This is a genomic window from Microbacterium sp. NPDC055521 (assembly GCF_053619695.1).
Map to the genome: position 1 here is coordinate 328,407 of NZ_JBSHJX010000001.1, position 22,590 is coordinate 350,996.

Annotated in this window: 19 protein-coding genes and 1 pseudogene; 7 read left to right on the forward strand and 13 right to left on the reverse strand. The window is 68.2% G+C overall.

Going from position 1 to position 22,590, the window contains the following annotated elements:
• Window position 1: 1 nt before the first annotated feature.
• A complete protein-coding gene (locus tag ACWGSM_RS01580) occupies window positions 2-991 on the reverse strand; it encodes a PHP domain-containing protein (RefSeq protein ID WP_452321222.1) in 990 nt (329 codons plus the stop codon).
• Between the two features lie 16 nt (window positions 992-1,007).
• Window positions 1,008-2,072 carry an anthranilate phosphoribosyltransferase gene (gene trpD / locus ACWGSM_RS01585; protein WP_452321223.1) on the reverse strand — a complete coding sequence of 355 codons (1,065 nt, stop codon included), beginning with the start codon at window positions 2,070-2,072 and terminating at the stop codon, window positions 1,008-1,010.
• Between the two features lie 145 nt (window positions 2,073-2,217).
• Here trpD and ctaE point away from each other — a divergent pair, with 145 nt between their 5' ends.
• The 5 genes and pseudogenes from ctaE (at window position 2,218) to ACWGSM_RS01610 (ending at window position 7,263) form a co-directional block, all read left to right on the forward strand.
• Entirely contained in the window at window positions 2,218-2,916 is a 699-nt protein-coding gene (gene ctaE, locus ACWGSM_RS01590; RefSeq protein ID WP_452321224.1) for an aa3-type cytochrome oxidase subunit III, read from the forward strand.
• Between the two features lie 20 nt (window positions 2,917-2,936).
• Window positions 2,937-3,770 (forward strand): cytochrome bc1 complex diheme cytochrome c subunit, encoded by an 834-nt coding sequence (qcrC, locus tag ACWGSM_RS01595; RefSeq protein WP_452321225.1) that lies wholly within the window; start codon window positions 2,937-2,939, stop codon window positions 3,768-3,770.
• Window positions 3,771-3,806: 36 nt separating this feature from the next.
• The gene (gene qcrA / locus ACWGSM_RS01600; protein ID WP_452321226.1) at window positions 3,807-4,886 is read left to right on the forward strand and encodes a cytochrome bc1 complex Rieske iron-sulfur subunit; all 1,080 of its coding nucleotides are present in this window, start codon (window positions 3,807-3,809) and stop codon (window positions 4,884-4,886) included.
• Window positions 4,883-6,694 (forward strand): cytochrome bc1 complex cytochrome b subunit, encoded by a 1,812-nt coding sequence (qcrB, locus tag ACWGSM_RS01605; RefSeq protein ID WP_452321227.1) that lies wholly within the window; start codon window positions 4,883-4,885, stop codon window positions 6,692-6,694. Before qcrA ends, qcrB begins: the two co-directional genes overlap by 4 nt.
• 150 nt (window positions 6,695-6,844) lie before the next feature.
• Window positions 6,845-7,263: pseudogene (locus tag ACWGSM_RS01610) on the forward strand (rhodanese-like domain-containing protein).
• 98 nt (window positions 7,264-7,361) lie between these two features.
• On the opposite strand, the gene ACWGSM_RS01615 reads toward ACWGSM_RS01610, so the two are convergent.
• The 5 genes from ACWGSM_RS01615 to ACWGSM_RS01635 form a co-directional block, all read right to left on the reverse strand.
• Window positions 7,362-7,784, reverse strand: coding sequence for a cytochrome c oxidase subunit 4 (locus tag ACWGSM_RS01615; RefSeq protein ID WP_452321228.1), 423 nt, complete (start codon window positions 7,782-7,784; stop codon window positions 7,362-7,364).
• Window positions 7,785-7,787: 3 nt separating this feature from the next.
• Window positions 7,788-9,512, reverse strand: a complete 1,725-nt coding sequence (ctaD, locus tag ACWGSM_RS01620; RefSeq protein WP_452321229.1) for an aa3-type cytochrome oxidase subunit I — start codon at window positions 9,510-9,512, stop codon at window positions 7,788-7,790.
• A 3-nt stretch (window positions 9,513-9,515) separates the two neighbouring features.
• Window positions 9,516-10,409 carry an aa3-type cytochrome oxidase subunit II gene (gene ctaC / locus ACWGSM_RS01625; protein ID WP_452321230.1) on the reverse strand — a complete coding sequence of 298 codons (894 nt, stop codon included), beginning with the start codon at window positions 10,407-10,409 and terminating at the stop codon, window positions 9,516-9,518.
• An 87-nt stretch (window positions 10,410-10,496) separates the two neighbouring features.
• A complete protein-coding gene (erpA, locus tag ACWGSM_RS01630; RefSeq protein WP_452321231.1) occupies window positions 10,497-10,865 on the reverse strand; it encodes an iron-sulfur cluster insertion protein ErpA in 369 nt (122 codons plus the stop codon).
• A 102-nt stretch (window positions 10,866-10,967) separates the two neighbouring features.
• A complete protein-coding gene (locus ACWGSM_RS01635) occupies window positions 10,968-12,383 on the reverse strand; it encodes a M20/M25/M40 family metallo-hydrolase (RefSeq protein ID WP_452321232.1) in 1,416 nt (471 codons plus the stop codon).
• A gap of 44 nt (window positions 12,384-12,427) precedes the next feature.
• Between ACWGSM_RS01635 and ACWGSM_RS01640 the strand changes: the two genes are divergently transcribed.
• On the forward strand, window positions 12,428-12,988 hold the full coding sequence (locus tag ACWGSM_RS01640) for a DUF3043 domain-containing protein (protein WP_452321233.1): 561 nt from the start codon (window positions 12,428-12,430) through the stop codon (window positions 12,986-12,988).
• Between the two features lie 49 nt (window positions 12,989-13,037).
• Here the strand turns inward: ACWGSM_RS01640 and ACWGSM_RS01645 are convergent, their stop codons facing one another.
• The 5 genes from ACWGSM_RS01645 to dnaE all read right to left on the reverse strand — a co-directional run bounded on the left by ACWGSM_RS01645 (window position 13,038) and on the right by dnaE (window position 21,101).
• A complete protein-coding gene (locus tag ACWGSM_RS01645; RefSeq protein WP_452321270.1) occupies window positions 13,038-14,057 on the reverse strand; it encodes a quinone-dependent dihydroorotate dehydrogenase in 1,020 nt (339 codons plus the stop codon).
• A 24-nt stretch (window positions 14,058-14,081) separates the two neighbouring features.
• A complete protein-coding gene (gene nrdR, locus ACWGSM_RS01650) occupies window positions 14,082-14,546 on the reverse strand; it encodes a transcriptional regulator NrdR (RefSeq protein WP_452321234.1) in 465 nt (154 codons plus the stop codon).
• 31 nt (window positions 14,547-14,577) lie between these two features.
• Window positions 14,578-15,891: a histidinol dehydrogenase gene (gene hisD / locus ACWGSM_RS01655; RefSeq protein WP_452321235.1), complete on the reverse strand. Its 1,314-nt coding sequence runs from the start codon at window positions 15,889-15,891 to the stop codon at window positions 14,578-14,580.
• A gap of 4 nt (window positions 15,892-15,895) precedes the next feature.
• Entirely contained in the window at window positions 15,896-17,491 is a 1,596-nt protein-coding gene (locus ACWGSM_RS01660; protein WP_452321236.1) for a hypothetical protein, read from the reverse strand.
• A gap of 91 nt (window positions 17,492-17,582) precedes the next feature.
• On the reverse strand, window positions 17,583-21,101 hold the full coding sequence (gene dnaE / locus ACWGSM_RS01665; RefSeq protein ID WP_452321237.1) for a DNA polymerase III subunit alpha: 3,519 nt from the start codon (window positions 21,099-21,101) through the stop codon (window positions 17,583-17,585).
• Between the two features lie 61 nt (window positions 21,102-21,162).
• On the opposite strand from dnaE, the gene ACWGSM_RS01670 reads away from it, so the two are divergent.
• A complete protein-coding gene (locus ACWGSM_RS01670) occupies window positions 21,163-21,645 on the forward strand; it encodes an NUDIX hydrolase (RefSeq protein ID WP_452321238.1) in 483 nt (160 codons plus the stop codon).
• Between the two features lie 12 nt (window positions 21,646-21,657).
• Here ACWGSM_RS01670 and ACWGSM_RS01675 read toward each other — a convergent pair whose 3' ends face one another.
• Window positions 21,658-22,590, reverse strand: coding sequence for an RluA family pseudouridine synthase (locus ACWGSM_RS01675; RefSeq protein ID WP_452321239.1), 933 nt, complete (start codon window positions 22,588-22,590; stop codon window positions 21,658-21,660).

The following is a 22,590-nucleotide window of genomic DNA, read 5'->3' on the forward strand; positions in this document are numbered from 1 at the left end:
CTCAGCTGCGCGCCCAGGCGCGCAGACGATCGAGACCCCAGGTCGTGACGATGCGCTCCGCCGGCACCCCTGCCGCCTCGGCGCGCTGGGCTCCGTGGTCGAGCAGCGAGAGCTGACCCGGCGCGTGCGCGTCGGAGTCGATCGAGAACAGGCACCCCTCGTCGAGGGCGATCGCGATCAGGTCGTCGGGCGGATCCTGACGCTCGGGTCGCGAGTTGATCTCCACCGCGACGCCGTTCTCGGCGCACGCCGCGAACACCGTCCTGGCGTCGAACCGAGACTGCGGACGCGTGCCTCTCGCCCCTTCGACGAGACGCCCGGTGCAGTGCCCCAACACGTTGACACGGGGGTCCGCGACCGCGGCCAGCATCCGCGCGGTCATCGGCGCGGACTCCATCCGCAGCTTCGAGTGCACCGACGCGACGACGATGTCGAGCTGGTCGAGCATCTCGGGAGTCTGATCGAGCGCACCGTCCTCGAGGATGTCCACCTCGATGCCGGCGAGCACGGTGAGCCCGTCGCCGGATTGCGCACGCACCAGCGGGATCTGCTCCCGCAGCCTCTCCGCCGACAGACCGCGAGCCACCGTCAGCCGCGGCGAGTGGTCGGTGATGACGAGATACTCGTGACCGAGTGCGCGCGCCGCCGCCACCATGGTCTCGATCGGCGTCGTCCCGTCGGACCAGTCCGTGTGGCTGTGCAGGTCGCCCTTCAGCCGCGCGCGCAGCGCAGAGCGGCGCTCGGGCTCGACCTCGCCGCGCAGCTCGACGAGGTAGTCCGGCGTCCGGCCCTCCTGCGCCTGCCGGATGACGGCGAACGTGGAGTCGCCGATGCCCTTCTGCGCTCTGAGCCTGGTGGGGTCGTTCAGCACGTCCTGCGGCAGCGTGGCCACGACGGCCGCCGCCTGCCGGAAGGCTTTGGCGCGATAGCGGGACGCGCGCTCGCGTTCGAGCAGCGAGGCGATCTCGAGGAGGGCGTCGGCGGCGTCCACGATCGATCCGCGCCGCTCAGGCGGGCAGCGGCTCCCTGGTGACCTGCACCCACTGTTCGAGCTTGGCGGAAGCGCGTCCGTCGTCGATCACCGCGGCGGCGCGCGTGTACGCGTCGCGCAGCCGTTCGACCATCGGGACCTGCGTCAGCGTCGAATCGTGCGAGAGCTCGTACGCGACGATGCCGGCGGCGGCGTTCAGCAGCACGATGTCGCGCACCGCCCCCGGCTCCCCGCCGAGGGTGCGACGCAGGACGGATGCGTTGTGCTCGGGTGAGCCGCCCACCAGGTCGGCGAGGTCGGCGAGCGGGATGTCCAGGTCGCGGGGATCGAGGTCGTGCTCGTGGATGTCGCCACGGGTGACCTCCCAGATGCGGCTGTGCCCCGTGGTGGTGAGCTCGTCGAGCCCGTCGTCGCCGCGGAAGACGAGCGCGGTGGCGCCGCGGGTGCGGAACACGCCGGTGATCAGCGGCACGCGGTCGAGCTGCGCGACGCCGACCGCGTTGGCCTCGGCGCGCGCCGGATTGCAGAGCGGGCCGAGCATGTTGAAGACGGTCGGCACCGCGAGCTCGGCCCGCGCGACGCCGGCGTGCTTGAAGCCCGGGTGGAACGCGGCGGCCCACGCGAAAGTGATGCCGGTGCGCTCGAGGGCCGCGGCCACGCGCTCCGGGTCGAGCGAGATGTCGAGCCCGAGGGCGGCAAGCACGTCCGACGACCCCGACGACGAGCTCGCGGCGCGGTTGCCGTGCTTGACCACCGGGATGCCGGATGCCCCGATGATGACCGCCGCGGTGGTGGAGATGTTCACGGTGCCGATGCGGTCGCCGCCGGTGCCCACGATGTCGAGCACGTCGGAGGAGACGGGCAGGGGCACGGCTGCCTCGAGGATGGCGTCGCGGAAGCCGACGATCTCGTCGATCGTCTCTCCCTTGGCGCGCAGCGCCACGAGGAAGCCGGCGAGCTGGGCATCCGTCACCTTCCCGCGCATGACCTGACGCATCGCCCAGGTCGACTCCCACACACTCAGATCGCGGCGATCCAGGAGGGTCGAGAGAAGATCGGGCCAGGTGAGGGTGTCAGCCATGACTGCGATCCTAATCGTGCGGCGGATGCCGTCGTTTCGAGATGACGGCTTGTTCTCGCCGCGCACACCGCGCTCGGCAAGGGAATGCGGCACATTCGCAGGTGCTTCTTAGGTTCTCCTAAGTCGCCGGACAGCACGACCGGTCATGTCGGTGCGAGAATCCACGCACGGAATCGGCCATAATGGTCTGGTGACCACCTCAGCGACGTATGCCCCGGCGGCAAGAACCATCAAGCGCCCCAATCCGGTCGCTGTCGGCACCATCGTGTGGCTCGGCAGCGAAGTCATGTTCTTCGCGGGACTCTTCGCGATCTACTTCACACTGCGCAGCACCTCACCCGAGCTCTGGGCGGACCGCACCGAGATGCTCAACGTGGTGTACGCCTTCGTCAACACGGTCATCCTGGTGGCGTCGTCGTTCACCTGCCAGATGGGCGTGTTCGCCGCCGAAGACCTGCAGCCCTACCGCATCGACAAGGGCAAGGTGAACGCGTTCGGCCGTCGCCGTCTGTTCGGCTGGGGCATGGTCGAGTGGTTCTGGCTCACCTTCATCCTCGGCGCGATCTTCGTCAGCGGCCAGGTGTGGGAGTACGCCCAGCTCGTGGCAGAGGGCCTGCCCATCACCGCAGACTCGTACGCCTCGGCGTTCTACATCACCACCGGCTTCCACGCCCTGCACGTCACCGGCGGCCTCATCGCCTTCGTGCTGGTCATCGGCCGTGCCTACGCGGTCAAGAACTTCGGCCACAAGGAGGCGACCTCCTCGATCGTCGTGTCCTACTACTGGCACTTCGTCGACGTCGTCTGGGTCGCCCTGTTCGCCGTCATCTACTTCCTGAAATAAGAGCGGAGCGATTTTTCGAAATGGCACGAGAGAAGAAGCACCGCTCGCGCGGTCGCCGCAGTCCCCTCGCCGCTGCCGCCCTGGTCGGCGCCGGCCTGCTGCTCACCGGCGGCGTCTACGCCGGCGCGTCCGCCGCCATGGCGTCGACCGCGAGCACGCAGACCAGCGCGGCGGCGGAGCTGACCGTCGAGGACGGCGAGAAGCTGTTCACCGCGAACTGCGCGACCTGTCACGGCATGGACATGCAGGGCACGAGCGAGGGCCCGAGCCTCATCGGCGTCGGTGAGCTGTCGGTCGAGTTCCAGGTGGCGACCGGCCGCATGCCGCTGCAGATGCAGGGACCACAGGCGCCGCAGAAGCCCGCCCAGTTCACCGACGCGCAGATCCGCGCGATGTCCGCGTACGTGCAGAGCGTCGCTCCCGGACCGAGCTACCCCGAGGAGTGGGTGACCGCCGGCAAGCAGAACCCCGACAGCGCGGGCGACGAGGTCGACATCGCACACGGTGCGGAGCTGTTCCGGATCAACTGTGCGATGTGCCACAACGTCGCCGCGGCCGGTGGCGCGCTCACCGAGGGCAAGTACGCCCCGGCGCTGAGTTCGACCAGCCCGCTGCACATCTACGCGGCCATGGTCACCGGCCCGCAGAACATGCCGGTCTTCGGCGACATGAACCTGAGCACCGAGGACAAGCGCGACATCATCGCCGCCCTCGTCTACCAGCAGGAGGCCGTGCAGATCGGCGGCTTCACGCTCGGATCGCTCGGTCCGGTGTCGGAGGGCCTGTTCATCTGGATCTTCGGAATCGGCGCACTGGTCGCCCTCACCGTGTGGATCACGGCGAAGTCCAACTGACGCACTGTCATCGAAGAGTTACGTACGAGGAGCACCATGGCACACGACGACGACACGCAGGCTCTTGACAGGGCCTACCAGCCCTCGCGGGGGCTGGGCGTCGCAGTCAGCGATCCTGCGGAGAACCCGGGACTGCCGCCACACCGTGAGCGGATGACCGACAAGGATCCACGCGCCGAGAAGGCAGCGGTCCGCACGGTCTACACCCTGTTCTACCTATCGCTCGCCGGCAGCATCTGGGCGGTCGCCGCATACATGCTGTTCCCGATCGAGAGCGGCCTGGCGATCGACATCCGCCACAACAACATGTACATCGGCATCGGCATCGCACTCGCGCTGCTGGCGCTCGGCATCGGCGCGATCCACTGGTCGAAGGCGCTGATGTCCGATAAGGAATACATCGAGCACCGCCACCCCACCCGAGGCAAGGATGCGACCCGCGCCGGCGCCGTCCAGGCGTTCTCGGAGGCGAACGAGGACTCGGGCTTCGGCCGTCGCGCCGTGATCCGCAACTCGCTGATCGCCGCCGTGGTCGCCTCGATCCTGCCCGGGCTCACCCTGTTCCGCGGCCTCGCACCGCACAACAATGCGAACGGCAACCCCATCGCGGGCGACCCGGTCGCGCTGCTGAAGCACACCATGTGGGAAGGTGGCATGCGTCTGGCGCGCGACCCCGAGGGCACCCCGATCCGTGCGGCCGACGTCACCCTCGGCTCCGCCTTCCACGTGATCCCCGAGCCGCTCGCCGAGCTGGGACACGCAGAGGGCTACATGGAGGAGAAGGCCAAGGCCATCGTCCTGCTCATGCGTCTGCGCCCCGAGCAGCTGATCGAGGCCGAGGACCGCAAGGACTGGTCGTACGACGGGATCGTCGCCTACTCCAAGGTCTGCACGCACGTCGGCTGCCCCGTCGCGCTGTACGAGCAGCAGACCCACCACCTGCTGTGCCCGTGCCACCAGTCGCAGTTCGACGTCACGGATCACGCCAAGGTCATCTTCGGCCCGGCAGCGCGTCCGCTGCCGCAGCTGCCCATCGCCGTCGACGATGAGGGCTATCTCGTCGCGCAGAGCGACTTCACCGAACCCGTCGGCCCGAGCTTCTGGGAGCGTCATTGAGCACCGCAACTCTTAAAGAGGACACCAAGCAGAAGCCCCTGGGCGGACGCTTCATCGGCGCGACGGCGAACTACCTCGACGAGCGCACCAGCCTGTCGGGCTTCGTCAAGGAGCTCGGTCGCAAGATCTTCCCCGATCACTGGTCGTTCATGCTGGGCGAGATCGCGCTCTGGGCGTTCGTGGCCGTCTTCCTGTCCGGCACGTTCCTGACGTTCTTCTTCCAGGCCTCGATGGCACCCACGCATTACACGGGTGCGTACGCACCGTTGCGCGGCGTCGAGATGACCGCCGCATTCGAGTCGGCGCTGCGCATCTCGTGGGACATCCGTGGTGGCCTCCTGGTTCGCCAGATCCACCACTGGGCAGCCCTCGTGTTCATCGCGGGCATCGGCATCCACATGCTGCGCGTGTTCTTCACCGGCGCGTTCCGCAAGCCTCGCGAGCTCAACTGGGTGATCGGCTTCGTGCTGTTCGTCCTCGCTCTCGCCGAGGGCTTCACCGGCTACTCGCTGCCCGACGACCTGCTCTCGGGCAACGGTCTGCGCATCATCGACGGCATGATCAAGGGTCTGCCGCTGATCGGCACCTGGACCTCGTTCCTCATCTTCGGTGGCGAGTTCCCCGGTGACGACATCGTCGGCCGCCTGTACACGATGCACATCCTGCTGCTGCCACTTCTGGTGATCGCGTTCATCGGGCTGCACCTGATGCTGATGGTGATCAACAAGCACACCCAGTTCGCCGGCCCAGGTCGCACGAACGACAACGTCGTCGGCTACCCGATGATGCCGGTGTACATGTCGAAGATGGGCGGCTTCTTCTTCATCGTCTTCGGTGTGATCGTGCTGATCGCCTCGTTCTTCCAGATCCTGCCGTTCTGGGATTACGGTCCCTACGACCCGTCCCCGATCTCGGCCGGCACGCAGCCGGACTGGTACATCGGCTTCGCCGACGGTGCGCTGCGTCTCGCTCCCCCGAACCTCGACGTCATGATCGGCAGCTTCACGCTCTCGCTCGGCATCGTGATCCCGGTGCTGGTCCTCGGGCTGTTCATCGTCGTCGTGGCGATCTACCCGTTCCTCGAGGCGTGGATCACGGGTGACAAGCGCGAGCACCACCTCGCCGACCGCCCCCGCAACGCCCCGACCCGCACCGCAATCGGTGTCGCCGGAGTGATCTTCTACGCGGTGCTGTGGGCTGCGGCCTCGTCCGACCTCATGGCCACGCACTTCATGCTCACCATGGAGGGCGTCATCCACGCCCTGCAGGCGCTGCTGTTCGTCGGACCGATCCTCGGATACTTCGTGACGAAGCGCATCTGCATCGCGCTGCAGAAGAAGGATCGTGAGATCGTGCTGCACGGCTACGAGTCGGGCCGCATCGTCCGCCTCCCCGGCGGCGAGTTCATCGAGGTGCACCAGCCGGTCGACGTCTACGACCGCTGGAAGCTCATCGACTACGCCACCTACGAGCCTCTCGTCGTGCGGCCGAACGCCAAGGGTCGCATCCCGTGGCACGAGAACCTGCGCAGCTCGATCTCGCGCTGGTTCTACGAGGACCGCCTGCAGCCGCTCACACAGGCCGAGATCGCGGCAGCCGACGCGCACCAGCAGCACACGCTGGCGCACGACGCCGAGATCGAGGCTGCGGAGGTCGCCGGTGCTCACGCGCGTGCCGGGGTCACCTCGGACGACCAGATCGCCGCGACCGACCTGCACGTCGACGAGACGCCGAACACCCCGAGCTCGGTGATCGCCAAGGAGCCGGCCAAGCCGCGCAAGAAGAAGAAGCCGGAGGACGGCGAGTAAGCCGCACTCCCCCACGACTGAGGGCCCGTCCGATTCGGATGGGCCCTCAGTCGTTCCCGTGGGCGTCTTGGTGAGGCATCCGAATGGCGGCCGGCTGGCATCATCGTCATCCTCCGCAGCCTGGCGCACGCCGCGGAGTAGCCTGTGACCATGATGGATCGACAGGACTTCTTCGCCGCCAAGCTGCAGTACGAGACCGACGCGAGCGACGTCTATGCCGCTCAGAAGGCCGGCACGCCGCTCATTGTGGCGGATGTGCGTTCGGATGAGGCGTGGGCGCAGGGACGCGTTCCGGGAGCGATCCGCATGCACTACAGCGAGATCGCCGACCGCGCCCCCGAGGAGATCCCGTCGGACGCGTCAGTGGTCGTGTACTGCTGGAGCCCCGGCTGCAACGCCGGCGCGAAGGGTGCGCTCGAGTTCGCGAAGCTGGGCTACCAGGTGCGCGAGATGATCGGCGGTTTCGAGTACTGGGTGCGCGAGGGGATCCGGTCGAGGACCACGACGGCATCCACCGTCGGCCGATCGACCCGCTCACCGGCGTACCACGCGTGCGCACCCGCCCGTGAGGCACACGACGACCGCCCCACAGGCACACGAACGACCGCCCCGGCAAGCAGAAGGGCCCCTGGACGAATCCAGGGGCCCTTCGCAGTTGATCGACGCGTCAGCGTGCGAAGTGTCCGCGGTAGTACTCGTACACCCAGCCGACGATCGCCACGACGAAGATCGCCAGGCCGATCGGCAGGAGGAAGTGGCCGACCGCGAGGCCGAGCAGGAACACGGCGGCGGACCCGGAGAGAACCAGCGGCCACCACGACCAGGGCGCGAACTCGCCCAGCTCGGGGTCACCATCGTCGATGTCCGCGGTCAGGACGTCCTCGGGGAGCTCCCCGCCCTGCGCCTTGTAGGTGCGCTGCAGGTAGATGGCGATCATGGCGCCCATGAACGCCACGAACAGCAGGGCTACCGTGCCGACCCACTCCACGTACCCGTGGAACGGATCGACGAGGTTCCAGACCGTGTAGATGGCGGACGCGATCGTGAAGAAGGTCGCGATGATCCACCAGAGGATGACATTGCTGCGCATGACTTACTTGACCTCTCCCGCTGCGACGCCCACCGGGTGCTCCGCGGCCTCAGGGTGGTTCAGGTCGAATGCCGGACGCTCGCTGCGGATGCGCGGGATCGACGTGAAGTTGTGACGCGGGGGCGGGCAGGAGGTGGCCCACTCGAGCGATGCACCGTACCCCCACGGGTCGTCGACGGTGACCTTCGGAGCCTTGCGCGCAGTGATCCACACGTTGAGGAAGAAGGGCAGCATCGAGGCGCCGAGGATGATGGCACCGATCGTGGAGACCTGGTTGCCCCACTCCCAGTTGTCGTGGGTGGCGTAGTCCGCGTAACGGCGAGGCATGCCGTCGACGCCCAGCCAGTGCTGCACGAGGAACGTCATGTGGAAGCCTATGAACAGCATCCAGAAGTGGATGTAGCCCAGACGCTCGTTGAGCATGCGACCGGTCCACTTCGGCCACCAGAAGTAGAAGCCGGCGAACATCGCGAACACGACGGTGCCGAACACCACGTAGTGGAAGTGGGCGACGACGAAGTACGAGTCGCTCAGGTGGAAGTCCAGCGGCGGGGCCGCGAGGATCACGCCGGTCAGTCCGCCGAACACGAACGAGACGAGGAAGCCGAGGGCGAAGACCATAGGAGTCTCGAAGGTGATCGAGCCGCGCCACATGGTGCCGATCCAGTTGAAGATCTTCACGCCTGTCGGAACCGCGATGAGCATCGTCATCAGGGCGAAGAACGGCAGCAGCACACCGCCGGTCACGTACATGTGGTGAGCCCACACGGCGACCGAGAGCGAGGCGATCGCGATGGTCGCGTAGACCAGCGTCTTGTATCCGAAGATCGGCTTGCGGCTGAAGACCGGGAAGATCTCGGAGACGATGCCGAAGAACGGCAGCGCGATGATGTAGACCTCAGGGTGACCGAAGAACCAGAACAGGTGCTGCCACAGCAGAACGCCGCCGTTCGCGACGTCATAGACGTGCGAGCCGAGCACACGGTCGGCCGCCGCCGCGAGGATGGCCGCGGCGAGCACGGGGAACGCCATCAGGATCAGCAGGCTGGTGATCAGTGTGTTCCACGAGAAGATCGGCATGCGCCACATGGTCATGCCGGGCGCGCGCATCGTGATGATCGTCGTGATGAAGTTCACCGCGCCGAGGATGGTGCCGAAGCCGGACATGCCCAGGCCGAGCATCCAGAGGTTGCCGCCCACACCCGGCGAGAACGACGAGTTGGCGAGCGGCTGGTAGGCGAACCATCCGAACGAGGCCGCACCCTGCGGGGTGAGGAAGCCGGCGATGGCCATGACCGAGCCGAAGGTGAACAGCCAGAACGCGAAGGCGTTCAGTCGCGGGAACGCGACATCCGGCGCTCCGAGCTGCAGCGGCAGGATCGCGTTGGCGAAGCCGGCGAACAGCGGTGTCGCGAACATCAGCAGCATGATCGTGCCGTGCATCGTGAACAGCTGGTTGTACTGCTCCTTGGTCGGCACGATCTGCATGCCGGGAGCGAAGAGCTCGGCGCGGATGATCAGCGCCATCACACCGCCGAGGAGGAAGAACAGCACCGAGGCGATCAGGTACATGTACCCGATCGTCTTGTGGTCGGTGGAGGTCATCCACTTGACGACGATGTTGCCCTTCTGCTCCACGCGGGAGGAGGTGAGCAGGGCTGCCTGACGCGGCGGCAGCGTGGTCGGGCGAGCGCCCGGCGCTGTCGTGGGTTCAGCTGTGGTGGTCATGGCTTACTCCTCTTCCTCGGGATGAGTGCTCGCGCCGTTCCCGGGGAGATTGCTGAGTCGGTCGTAGGCGTCGGTGATGTCGCCCGTGTTGCCCTGCTCGCGCAGGGTCTCGAGGTATGCGTCGTACTCGTCCTGCTCGACGACCTTCACGTTGAAGAGCATCATCGAGTGGTACTCACCGCAGAGCTCGGCGCACTTGCCGTCGTACTCGCCGACGCGCGTGGGGATGAAGGACCAGGAGTTGTCCTTGCCGATGTACATGTCCTTCTTGTACAGGAAGTCGATGATCCAGAAGGAGTGGATCACATCACGCGACTGCAGGTCGATCGTGACCTTCTTGTCGACGGGCAGCACGAGCGTCGGGAGCTTCTCGCGCTCGAGGTCACCGTTCTCGTCGGGATTGGCCTGCACGCCCATGGTCCACACGGCGTCTTCTTCGTCTTCGGCGCCGTACTGGAAGTCCCAGGCCCACTGCTTGGCGATCGCCGTGACCTCGACGTCGGGTTCGTCCCACTGCGTCTCGATGTCTGTCTGATCGCGCGCGGTGAAGAAGAACATGCCGAGCACCAGGATCAGCGGGATCACCGTGTAGAGGATCTCGATCGGCATGTTGTACCGCAGCTGAACCGGAAGACCGGTCTGGCCGGTGCGCCGGCGGTACATGACGAGGGCCCATCCCATGAGCGCCCACGTGATCACGCCGACGGCGAGCAGAACGACCCACGAGGTGACCCACAGACCGGAGACCGTCTCGGTCTGGTTGGTCGCGGGGGTGCCGTCTTCGACGAAGCCCGGAAGGAATCCATTGAGTTCGGTGGGAGTACATCCCGCCAGGGCCACAGCTGCCGCTGCTCCCAGCGGGAGCGCGGCCCAACGAAGGCGGCGTTTCGAGGGCACGATGCACCTTTCAGATCTCGGACAGGAGCAGACTCAAGTCTAGGGCAACCTCACACGCGATTCATGCCAACCACGCAGGTACGCGTCTCAGTGGAAGCTGTCGCCGCAAGCGCAGCTGCCGGCGGCGTTGGGGTTGTCGATCGTGAAGCCCTGCTCCGAGATCGTGTCCTTGAAGTCGATCGACGCGCCCTCGAGGTACGGGACGCTCATGTTGTCGATGATGACCTCGACCCCGTCGAAGTCGACGGTCTCGTCGCCCTCGAGGTAACGCTCGTCGAAGTACAGCTGGTAGATCAGGCCCGAGCATCCGCCGGGCTGCACGGCCACGCGCAGGCGCAGGTCGTCACGGCCCTCCTGCGCGAGCAGGCTCTTCACCTTGAGGGCTGCGGCATCGGTCAGCGCGACCCCGTGGGCGGGGGCGGCGGTGGGCTCTGAGGTCAGGGTGGTGTCGCTCATCTCAACTCCTTGCAACGGGCAGCGCGGTCTCGCTGCTCGTGCACGATTCTACCGCCGCCGGTGTCAGCGTGGCCGATCCGGCGGCGTGACCGCCACCACGGCTCAGGAGTCGGAGGCGCGCTCGTTCATCCTGGCGAGCATCAGGGCCTCGGTGCGCACGGCGTTGCGGAATGTGTCGAGGTGCAGCGACTCGTTCGGGCTGTGCGCGCGGGAGTGCGGGTCCTCGACACCGGTCACGAGGATCTGCGCGCCCGGGAACTCGCGGACGAGGTCGGCGACGAAGGGGATGGATCCGCCCACACCCAGATCCACGGCGTCGACTCCGTAGCCGTCTCCCATCGCCGCACGGGTGAGCTCGACAGCCCATCCCGAGGTGTCGACGAGGAACCCGTCGCCGAGGTCCACGTCGGAGAAGGTCAGTTCGGCGCCGAACGGGGCGTGCCGGCGCAGGTGCTGCTCGAGCGCGGCATAGGCGTCGGTCGCGCTCTGGCCGGGCGCGACCCGGGCGCTGATCACGAGGCTGACTTCGGGAAGCAGGGTGTTGGATGCCTCGGCCACGCTCGTCACGTCCATGCCGGTGATCGTGATGGACGGCTTGTTCCAGATCCGGCCGTAGATGTCGTCGCGACCGATTGCGCTGACCCCGTCGAGGAGGCCGGCCTCGTCGCGCAGAGTCTGCTCGGTGTACTCGGGCGTCTGCGCGTCCCTGCTGGTCATGCCCTCGACGGCGACCGCGCCGTCGGCATCCCACAGCGTCGCGAGGAGCGTGACGGCGGCCATCATGGCATCCGGTACCGCTCCCCCGAACATGCCCGAGTGCGACGCGTGCTCGAGAGTGCGCACGGTGAGCGTGAAGCGGGCGTTGCCGCGCAGCGAGACGGTGAGCCCGGGCGTGCGGGAGTCGAGGTTGCCGGAGTCGGCCACGACGATCGCGTCGGCACGCAGCGCATCGGCGTTGTCGCGCAGGAAGCGGGCGAACGAGCGGGAACCGTACTCCTCCTCCCCCTCGATGAACAGCGAGACGCCGAGGTCGAGGTCGTCGCCGAGCACCTCGGCGACCGCACGGAGCGCGGCGATGTGCGCCATGATGCCCGCCTTGTCGTCCGCAGCACCGCGGCCGTACAGACGTCCGTCGCGCACCGTCGGCTCGAAGGGCGGGGCCTGCCACAGCTCGTCCGCCCCCGGCGGCTGCACGTCGTGGTGGGCGTACAGCAGGATGGTGGGGCGCCCGTTGCGGGCGGCGCGCGTGGCGAGCACCCCGGGCTGGCCGAGTTCGTCGGTGTCGTCGACGTGCGCACGCAGCACGCGCACGTCGTCGAAGACCCCGGTGCCGCGCGCCAGCTCGGCTACCGCCTCGGCAGAGCGCTCGAGCTGCGTCTGGTCGAACGCCGGCCACGCGATCCCCGGGATGCGCACCAGCGCTCCCAGATCGGCCAGAGCGGACGGGATGCCGAGGGCCACCGCCTCGAGGAGTGCGGTCTCCGCGGCGGACGAGGCGGGCGATGCAGGGGATGTCATGCGAGTAATCTTAAGGCGAACCCGATTGCGAACTGAGGTCGAACGTGCTCAACCCCACCCCCGCCGCCGACGACGCCCCTGAGACGCCCGCCGTGGGCAAGGGTCGCGCCACCCCCACCCGCGCCGAGCGCGAGGCCGCCAACCGCCGGCCCCTGGTCGCGAACACGAAGGAGGCCCGCGCTGCGGCGAAGGCCGACCTGCAGGTGCGCCGGCAGCGGGCCCGCATCGGCATGGAGAACGGCGAGGACAAGTACCTTCCCACGCGCGACCGCGGCCCGCAGCGGCGCTGGGTGCGCGACTACGTCGACGCCGGGTGGCACATCTCCGAGTGGCTGATGGCCGCGATGCTGCTGGTCATCGTGCTCAGCCTCGTCAACATCCCCGCGGTGCAGCTGTGGGCGATGGTCGGGCTGTGGGGATACATGCTGCTCGCGGTCGGCGACATGGTGCTGCTGAGCATGCGGGTGAAGAAGAAGGTCGCCGCGAAGTTCGGCCTCGAGCGTCGCGAGCGCGGGCTCGGCTGGTACGCGGCCATGCGGTCGCTTCAGATGCGCTTCATGCGTCTGCCGAAGCCGCAGGTGCGCCGCGGTCAGTACCCCGACTGACCCTTCGACGAGATCAGGGACCCCGGTCCTGTTCCGAGGCCTGTGCCGCTCAGCGGCGCAGGCCTCTGTTGATCTGCCTGGCCCACAGCGGTCCGCGATACAGGAACGCGGTGTAGCCCTGCACGAGCGTGGCCCCGGCATCCAGTCGTCGCTGCACGTCGTCGGCGGTCTCCACTCCCCCGACCGCTATGATGCAGAAGTCGGCGGGCACCGCGCTCCTGACGACGGCGAGCACCTCGAGCGAGCGCTCCTTCAGCGGCGCGCCGGAGAGCCCGCCCGCGCCTGCGGCCTCGACGACCGCAGGGTCGGTGATCAGGCCGTCGCGCGAGATGGTCGTGTTGTGGGCGATGATCCCGGAGAGCCCCTCCTGCACCGCCATGCGGGCGATGGCCGCGATCTCGTCATCGGGCAGGTCGGGGGCGATCTTCACGAGCAGCGGCGTCTCGCCCGCCGCCTGCTTCACCGCGCGCAGCAGCGGGGCGAGCGTCTCGACCGCCTGCAGGCCGCGCAGGCCAGGGGTGTTCGGTGACGAGACGTTCACGGCGAGGTAGTCGGCGAGCGGTGCGAGGCGCACGGCCGACGTGACGTAGTCCGCGACGGCGTCCTCGACGGCGACCACGCGGCTCTTGCCGATGTTGACCCCGATCACGGCGCGGGGCGCGCGCCGGCGCAACGCGGTGAGCCGCCGCGCGGCGGCATCCGCCCCCTCGTTGTTGAAGCCCATCCGGTTGATGACGGCCCGGTCCGGGATCAGGCGGAACAGCCGCGGTTTCGGGTTGCCCTCCTGCGGGATGGCGGTGACCGTGCCGATCTCGATGTGCCCGAAGCCGAGCGCATCCAGGCCGCGCACGCCCACGGCGTTCTTGTCGAAGCCGGCAGCGACCCCGAAGGGCGACGGGAAGTCCAGCCCGAGCGCGCGCACCCGCTGATCCGGACGAGGTGCTGTCAGCGCGCGCGTCGCCCACGAGAGCGGCGGCACCCCGAGCGCGCGGATGACCGCCATCGCGGCGTGGTGCGCGAATTCGGGGTCGAAGCGCGCGAGGACGTGGCGGAAGAGCAGTGAGTACATCACTGCCCAAGGCTACCGGTCGTCTTATTCCGCTTCCGCCGCCACGTGGTCGGCGCGCAGGTCGACGATCGCGCGCTCGAAGTCGTCGAGCGAGTCGAACGCCTGGTAGACGCTGGCGAAACGCAGGAAGGCCACCTCGTCGAGCTCACGCAGCGGACCGAGTATCGCCAGCCCGATCTCGTTGGTGTCGAGCTGCGAGACACCGGTCTGCCGCACGGCCTCTTCGACCTTCTGTGCGAGCAGCGCCAGGTTCGCCTCCGTGACGGGACGGCCCTGACACGCCTTGCGCACGCCGGAGATCACCTTGTCGCGGCTGAACGCCTCCATGACGCCGGAGCGCTTGATGACCATGAGGCTCGCCGTCTCGGTCGTCGAGAAACGTCCACCGCACTCCGGACACTGTCGTCGGCGGCGGATCGACAGGCCGTCGTCGCTGGTGCGGGAATCGATGACGCGGGAATCCGGATGCCGGCAGAAGGGGCAGTGCATGATCGGTCAGCCTACTCGCTCGCCCTCGGGCTCACCGCGAGGCGTCGGCGAAGCGCGCCTCGACGGCGTCACCGTGTGCGGGCAGGATCTCGGCGTTCGCGAGTGCGACGACCCCCGCCCTCACCTCAGCCAGGGCGGCGTGGTCGTACTCGATGACCTGCTGCGGTCGCAGGAAGGTGTACGCGCCGAGTCCGGCGGCGTAGCGGGCCTGACCACCGGTGGGCAGCACGTGGTTGCTGCCGGCCAGGTAGTCGCCGAGGCTGACCGGTGTCTGGTCGCCGACGAACACCGCACCGGCGCTGGTGAAGCGTCCCGCGGCGGCGGAGGCGTCGGCGAGATGCAGTTCGAGGTGCTCCGGCGCGTACGCGTTGCTGAAGGCCTCCGCCATCGCGCGGTCATCCACGAGCACGATGGCCGACTGCGGGCCGGCGAGGGCCTCGGCGACGCGGGTGGCGTGCGTGGTGGTGGCCGCGAGGTCCGCGACCACCGAGGCGACGCGTTCGGAGAGCAGGACCGAATCGGTCACCAGCACGGCGGACGCCTGCTCGTCGTGCTCTGCCTGGCTGATCAGGTCCGCAGCGATCAGGGTGGGATCGGCCGCAGCATCCGCGACGATGAGGATCTCGGTCGCGCCCGCCTCGGAGTCCGTGCCGACGACGCCGGCGACGATCCGCTTCGCCGAGGCGACGTAGTTGTTTCCCGGGCCCGACACGACGTCGACGGGGTCGAGTCCGAGATCGGCGACCCCGTGGGCGAGGGCGCCGATCGCGCCGGCCCCGCCGATCGCGTAGATCTCGTCGATGCCGAGCAGGTCGGCGGCGGCGAGGATCGTCGGGTGCACCCGACCGCCGTGCGCCGCCTGCGGCGGGGATGCGAGGGCGATGGAGGTGACGCCGGCGACCTGCGCGGGGACGACGTTCATCACCACGCTGGATGCGAGGGGCGCCTTGCCGCCGGGGATGTACACCCCCGCACGCATCACGGGCTGCCACCGCTGGGTGATGCTCGCGCCGGGGCCGATCCGAGTGGTCTGCGGGCTCGGGACCTGAGCCGCCGAGCCCTGACGAACCCGTTCGATGGCGGCCTCGAGAGCGGAGCGCACGACGGGGTCGACCGAGGCTGCGGCCTCGGCGACGTGCTCGGCGGGAACGCGGATCGCATGACCGCTCACCCCGTCGAAGCGCTCAGCCTGCTCGCGCAGGGCGACCTCGCCGGAGGTGCGCACGGCGTCGACGATCGCGGCGGCGGCCTCGAGCGCCTCGGCGCGCGCCTGCGTGGCCCGCGGCACGGCCGCGAGCATGTCGGAGGGTGAGAGGGACTTCCCTCGGAGGTCGATCGTGCGCACGCGCTCAGCCTTTCGTGATGTCGAGGATGTCGTGGAGGTAGCCGATCCGGCCGTCCTCATGTCGCACGACGAACGCGCCGCCGCGGTCTTCGATCGCCAGCGCCCACGCCGTCGGACCGATCCGGAACAGCGGCTGTCCTCGTTCGTCGAGCACATCGCGCTCGGTGGGCGCCAGGATCCAGAACGGCTCGGGCTGACCGTAGGGGTGGGTCTCTGCGCTCTCCTCGCTGCGGGTGCGCCGCAGCGGCTGGTCGTCGCCGGCAGCGCCCGCCACGGGTCCCGTCAGACCGTCGGGCGCGGTGTTGTGTTCGACGGACCGGCTCGGGTCGGCGGCGTCGTCGGCGAAGATGCTCTGCAGCGCTTCGACGGCGGCCGTGTTGTACAGCACCTCGCTGTCGTCGTCGCGATGGTCCGGCGCGACGGGCAGAGCATCGGATGCATCGGGGTCGGGCTCTGAAGTCGGAGCGGGCTCATACGAGACCCGTTCTGTCTCAGGCGCGGTGACCTCAGGCGCCGTGACCTCCATCGCGGTGACCTCAGGCGCGGTGACCTCGGGCGCTGCCGTCTCCGGCGCAGGCGCTGCCGACGCGTCGGACGCTGCGACCATGTCGACCGGCTGCACCTCGACCGGCTGCACCTCGACCGGCTGCACCTCGGCGGACTGCGACTCGACGGGCTGCGGTTCGAGTGGCTGCTGGTCACGCTCGTACGGCGCGTACGGCGCGACCTCGGGTGACGCCGATTCGGCGTCTCGGGCATCCGGAGCGAAGCGGTGATCAGATCCAGGTGCCCGGTCGCGAGCATCCGGAACGGCGGTGGCATCGGGGATGACCATCGTCAGTGCGGTGTCGACGCGCGGCTCGGCGGCCACGGGCTGCGGAGCCGCTGCGGAGTCGCCGCGCTCAGCCAGCGGGGCTGCACCGGCCGATTCCCCCGCCGGCGGAACGAACTGGCGCTCGGCCCGCGGGCGTGCGATCACGGGACGGACGGGGTTGGCGTTGCGGTGCGCCAGGGTCTCGAGGCGTCCGTGGAAGTCGTCGCGCAGTCGCGGCAGCACAGGGGCGAACACCGTGGCAGCCACGAGCACGAGCGTCGCCAGCTGCCCCACCACGGCGACCCAGCCGATGAGCAGGACACCGGTCTCTACGGTGGCGGCGACCTGCTGCCACAGCACCTGAGCCCAGGAGACGGCGGCGACCGCAGCCGCGACGGAGGCGAACTGGTCGATTCCCAGCGATCCCACACGGCGGATCCCGTCGGGCGAGAACCGGCGCAGCACGACCAGGAAGACGGCCGCCGTCGGCACCCCCATCATCAGGATCCAATGGATGCCCGACGTCCACACGGTGTCGCCGACCGGTCCCACCGGGAAGAACGAGGCGACGAAGCCGACCAACCAGGCGCCGATGATGATGAGCTCACGCAGCGTGAAGCCGAGGATGCCGTACTCGGGCTGGACCTGGTCTTCGTAGAGGACTCCGTCGTCGTCCGGGTCGATCTCGTCGGAGCCGATGCCCGCCTCTGCGCGCGCATCCGCGCGCAGACGGGACTCGTCCGCTGAGGCGTCGTCGTGGGCTCTGCTGGGCCTGTCGAAGCTCATCGAGGGTCCTTTCGTTCGTGGGGTGGCCACGCGAGTCATGATCCTACTCACCGCATCCTGGAGTTCGATGCGTCGTGTCGAGCCGGCGCGCTCAGCCCAGGCAGGCGGGGCCAAGCAACGACTTCAGGTCGCCGAACAGATCGGCGGACACCTTCACCGGCATCGGCACCTCGAACACCTTCGCGGCGCTGCCGCGGTGCACGCGCAGCAGCACCTCGGTCTCGCCGGCGTGGCGGCGCAGTACGTCGGCCAGGTCGGTCATGACCTTTTCGGTCGCCCGCTGCTCGGCGACCAGCAGCGAGAGCGGGCCTGCGGTGTCGAACGATCCGACGTCGGGAGCGAACGCCGACTGCGCGTGCAGGTTGAGCCCGTCATCGCGACGGGAGACGCGTCCGCGCACGGCGAGGATGGCATCCTGCTGCAGGGTGTGCTGGAACTCGGTGTACGTCTTGCCCATGAACATGATCGTCACCTCGCCGTTGAAGTCCTCGACGGTGATCATGCCGTACGGGTTGCCGCTGGCCTTCGCCACCCGGTGCTGCACGCTGGTCACGAGCCCGGCCACGGTGACCTGGTCGCCGTCCTGCAGATCCTCCGAGGTGAGCAGGTCGCTGATCGAGATCGACGCGTGCTTGGCGAGCGGCACCTCGAGCCCCGCGAGCGGGTGGTCGGAGACGTACAGCCCGAGCATCTCGCGCTCGAACGCCAGCTTGTCCTTCTTGATCCACTCGGGGCGGTCGGGCACCTTCGCGGGCGCGGCCTCCTCCATGCCGTCGTACAGGCTGTCGAAGTCGAAGCCGATCGCGCCCTGCGCCTCGTTCCGCTTGCGGTCGACGGCGGCTTCGACGGCGTCCTCGTGGATCTCCATCAGCGCGCGTCGGGTGTCGCCCATCGAATCGAACGCGCCGGCCTTGATGAGTGACTCGACGGTGCGCTTGTTCGAGACGTGCAGCGGCACCTTGCCGAGGAAGTCGTGGAACGAGGTGAACGGACCGTCGTCGCGGGAGGCGACGATCCCGTCGACGACGTTGCTGCCGACGTTGCGCACCGCGCCGAGGCCGAAGCGGATGTCTTCGCCGACGGCGGCGAAGAAGTTGATCGACTCGGACACGTCCGGCGGCATCACCCGGATGCCCATGCGCCGGCACTCGTTGAGGTAGAGCGCCATCTTGTCTTTGGAGTCGCCCACGCTCGTGAGCAGGGCCGCCATGTACTCGGCCGGGTACTTCGCCTTGAGATACGCGGTCCAGTACGACACCAGACCGTACGCCGCGGAGTGCGCTTTGTTGAACGCGTAGTCCGAGAACGGCAGCAGGATGTCCCACAGCGCCTTGACGGCGCCCTCGCCGTAGCCGCGTTCCTTCATCCCGCCTGAGAAGCCCTCGTACTGCTTGTCGAGTTCGGACTTCTTCTTCTTGCCCATCGCGCGACGCAGGATGTCGGCCTGGCCGAGGCTGAACCCGGCGACCTTCTGCGCGATGGCCATGACCTGCTCCTGATAGATGATCAGACCATAGGACTCCTGCAGGATGTCGGCCAAGGGCTCTTCCAGCTCGGGGTGGACGGGCGTGATCTCCTGCAGGCCGTTCTTGCGCAGGGCGTAGTTGGTGTGCGAGTTCGCCCCCATCGGTCCCGGGCGGTACAGGGCGATGAGCGCCGAGATGTCGCCGAAGTTGTCGGGCTTCATCAGCCGCATCAGCGAACGCAGCGGCGGGCTGTCGAGCTGGAAGACGCCGAGGGTGTCGCCGCGGGCCAGCAGGTCGTAGACGGCGCGATCCTCGAGGCCGAGGTGCTCGAGATCGACCTCCTCCCCCCTGTTCATCCGGATGTTGTCGAGCGCGTCCGAGATGATCGTGAGGTTGCGCAGGCCCAGGAAGTCCATCTTGATCAGACCCAGCGCCTCGCACGACGGGTAGTCGAACTGCGTGACGATCTGGCCGTCCTGCTCGCGCTTCATGATCGGGATGATGTCGAGCAGCGGATCCGACGACATGATCACGCCTGCCGCGTGCACGCCCCACTGCCGCTTCAGCCCCTCGAGCCCCAGCGCGCGGTCGAAGACGCGCTTGGCATCCGTGTCGGTGTCGATCAGCGCCCGGAACTCGCTCGCCTCCTTGTAGCGCGGGTGCGCGCTGTCGTACATGCCGCTGAGCGGCATGTCCTTGCCCATCACGGCCGGCGGCATGGCCTTGGTGAGACGATCGCCCATGCTGAACGGGTATCCGAGCACGCGGCCCGCGTCCTTCAGCGCCTGCTTGGACTTGATCGTGCCGTAGGTGACGATCTGCGCGACGCGCTCGGAGCCGTACTTCTCGGTCACGTACTCGATCACCTCGCCGCGGCGACGGTCGTCGAAGTCGACGTCGAAGTCGGGCATCGAGACGCGGTCGGGGTTGAGGAAGCGCTCGAAGATGAGTCCGTGCTCGAGCGGGTCGAGGTCGGTGATCTTCATCGCGTACGCGACCATCGAGCCGGCGCCCGAACCGCGGCCGGGTCCGACGCGGATGCCGTGGTCCTTGGCCCAGTTGATGAAGTCGGCGACGACGAGGAAGTAGCCCGGGAAGCCCATCTGCAGGATGATGCCGGTCTCGTACTCGGCCTGCTTGCGCACCCTGTCGGGGATGCCGTTCGGGTACCGGTAGTGCAGTCCCTTCTCGACCTCCTTGACCAGCCAGCTGTCTTCGGTCTCGCCGTCCGGCACCGGGAACCGCGGCATGTAGTTCGCCTTGGTGTCGAACTCGACCTGGCAGCGCTCGGCGATCAGCAGCGTGTTGTCACACGCCTCGGGGTGGTCGCGGAACAGCTGCCGCATCTCCTGCGCCGTCTTGATGTAGTAGCCGTCGCCGTCGAACTTGAACCGGTTCGGGTCGTCCATCGTCGAACCGGACTGCACGCAGAGCAGCGCCTCGTGCGCGTCGGCCTCGTGCTGGTGGGTGTAGTGCGAATCGTTCGTCGCGACGAGCGGGATGTTCAGGTCTTTCGACAGCCGCAGCAGATCGCTGATCACCCGCCGCTCGATGGCGAGTCCGTGGTCCATGATCTCGGCGAAGTAGTTCTCTTTGCCGAAGATGTCCTGGAACTCGGCCGCCGCCGCGCGCGCCGCGTCGTACTGGCCGAGCCGGAGCCGGGTCTGGATCTCTCCCGACGGGCATCCCGTGGTGGCGATCAGGCCCTTGCCGTACGTCTGCAGCAGCTCGCGGTCCATGCGCGGCTTGAAGTAGTACCCCTCGATGCTCGAGAGCGAGCTCAGCCGGAACAGGTTGTGCATGCCGGCGGTGGTCTCGCTCCACAGCGTCGTGTGCGTGTACGCGCCGGATCCCGAGACGTCGTCGCTCTTCTGATCCGCGGTTCCCCAGGCCACCCGCGACTTGTCGCTGCGGTGCGTTCCCGGGGTCACGTACGCCTCGAGGCCGATGATCGGCTTGACTCCCGCGGCGTTCGCGGCGTTGTAGAACTCGAACGCCGCAAAGGTGTTCCCGTGGTCGGTGACGGCGATCGCCGGCATCCCGTAATCGGCCGCCGCCTGCGTCATCGAGGTGATCTTCGCCGCACCGTCCAGCATGGAGTACTCGCTGTGGACATGCAGGTGCACGAAGGAATCGGAGGCCATGCATCGAGTCTACGAGGCCCCTCCGACACCCGCGTCGACGCACCCTCGATACGCTGATGCCATGGCCACTCCTGAGTTCGTCCTCGCTCTGCGCGAGCACATCGGCACCGCACCGCTTGCTCTTGTCGGCGCCACGGCGATCGTCTTCCGCGATGAGAAGGTGCTGCTGGGCAAGCGCGCCGACAACGGGTCGTGGCAGGCGATCTCGGGCATCGTCGAGCCGGGTGAGGAGCCGGCGGATGCCGCGGCACGCGAGTGCCTCGAGGAGGCGGGCGTCGTCGTCTCGGTCGACCGGCTCGCCCTGGTGCAGCAGATGCCGCGGGTGACCTACGACAACGGCGACCAGGTCGACTATCTCGACCTCGTCTTCCGCTGCAGCTGGGTGTCGGGCGATCCGCACCCCGCCGACGGGGAGCTGACCGAGGTGGGGTTCTACGACCTCGCTGCCATGGGCGACGTCGACGATGCGCATCTGCGCAAGATCGCTCTGGCGATGGCGGAGGACGACCCGGCGACCTTCCGCGGCGGCCGCGTCAGTCGCTGAGATCGAGTCGGTTCAGTCCCACTCGCGTCCCGGGTCCAGCACGTCGAGGGCGTGCCGGAAGTCCGCAGGGTACGGCGACTCGAACTGCGCCCACTGTCCGGTCGCCGGATGCGTGAACGCGAGCTTATGCGCGTGCAGCCACTGCCTGGTGAGGCCCAGTCTCGCCGACAGGGTCGGGTCGGCGCCGTAGAGCGGATCGCCGACGCAGGGGTGCCGATGCGCGGCCATGTGCACGCGGATCTGATGCGTGCGGCCGGTCTCGAGATGGATCTCGAGCAGAGAAGCCCCGGGAAAGGCCTCGAGCGTCTCGTAATGGGTCACCGACGGCTTGCCGTCGGGTACGACGGCGAACTTCCAGCTGTGGTTCGGGTGGCGGCCGATCGGCGCGTCGATGGTGCCCGCGAGGGGATCCGGATGCCCCTGGACGACCGCGTGGTAGATCTTCTCGACCGTGCGCTCCTTGAAGGCGCGCTTGAGCGCGGTGTAGGCGCTCTCGGTCTTCGCGACGACCATGAGACCGCTGGTGCCGACATCCAGGCGGTGCACGACGCCCTGCCGTTCGGGTGCTCCGCTGGTCGCGACTCGGAAGCCCGCAGCCGCGAGAGCGCCGACGACGGTCGGCCCTTCCCAGCCGAGCGACGGATGGGCGGCGACACCGGTCGGCTTGTCGACCACGACGATGTCGTCGTCGTCGTGGACGATCCCGAGCTCGGGCACCGGGATCGGCTCGATCCGCGGCTCCTCCTTCGGTGCCCAGCTCACGTCGAGCCAGCCGCCTGCGCGCAGGCGGTCGGACTTTCCGAGCGCAGCACCGTCGAGGGTGACACCGCCCGCTTCGGCGACCTCGGCGGCGAAGGTGCGCGAGAAGCCGAGCATCTTCGCCAGAGCCGCGTCGACGCGCTGACCGTCGAGCCCGTCGGGGACGGGAAGGCTGCGGGACTGCAC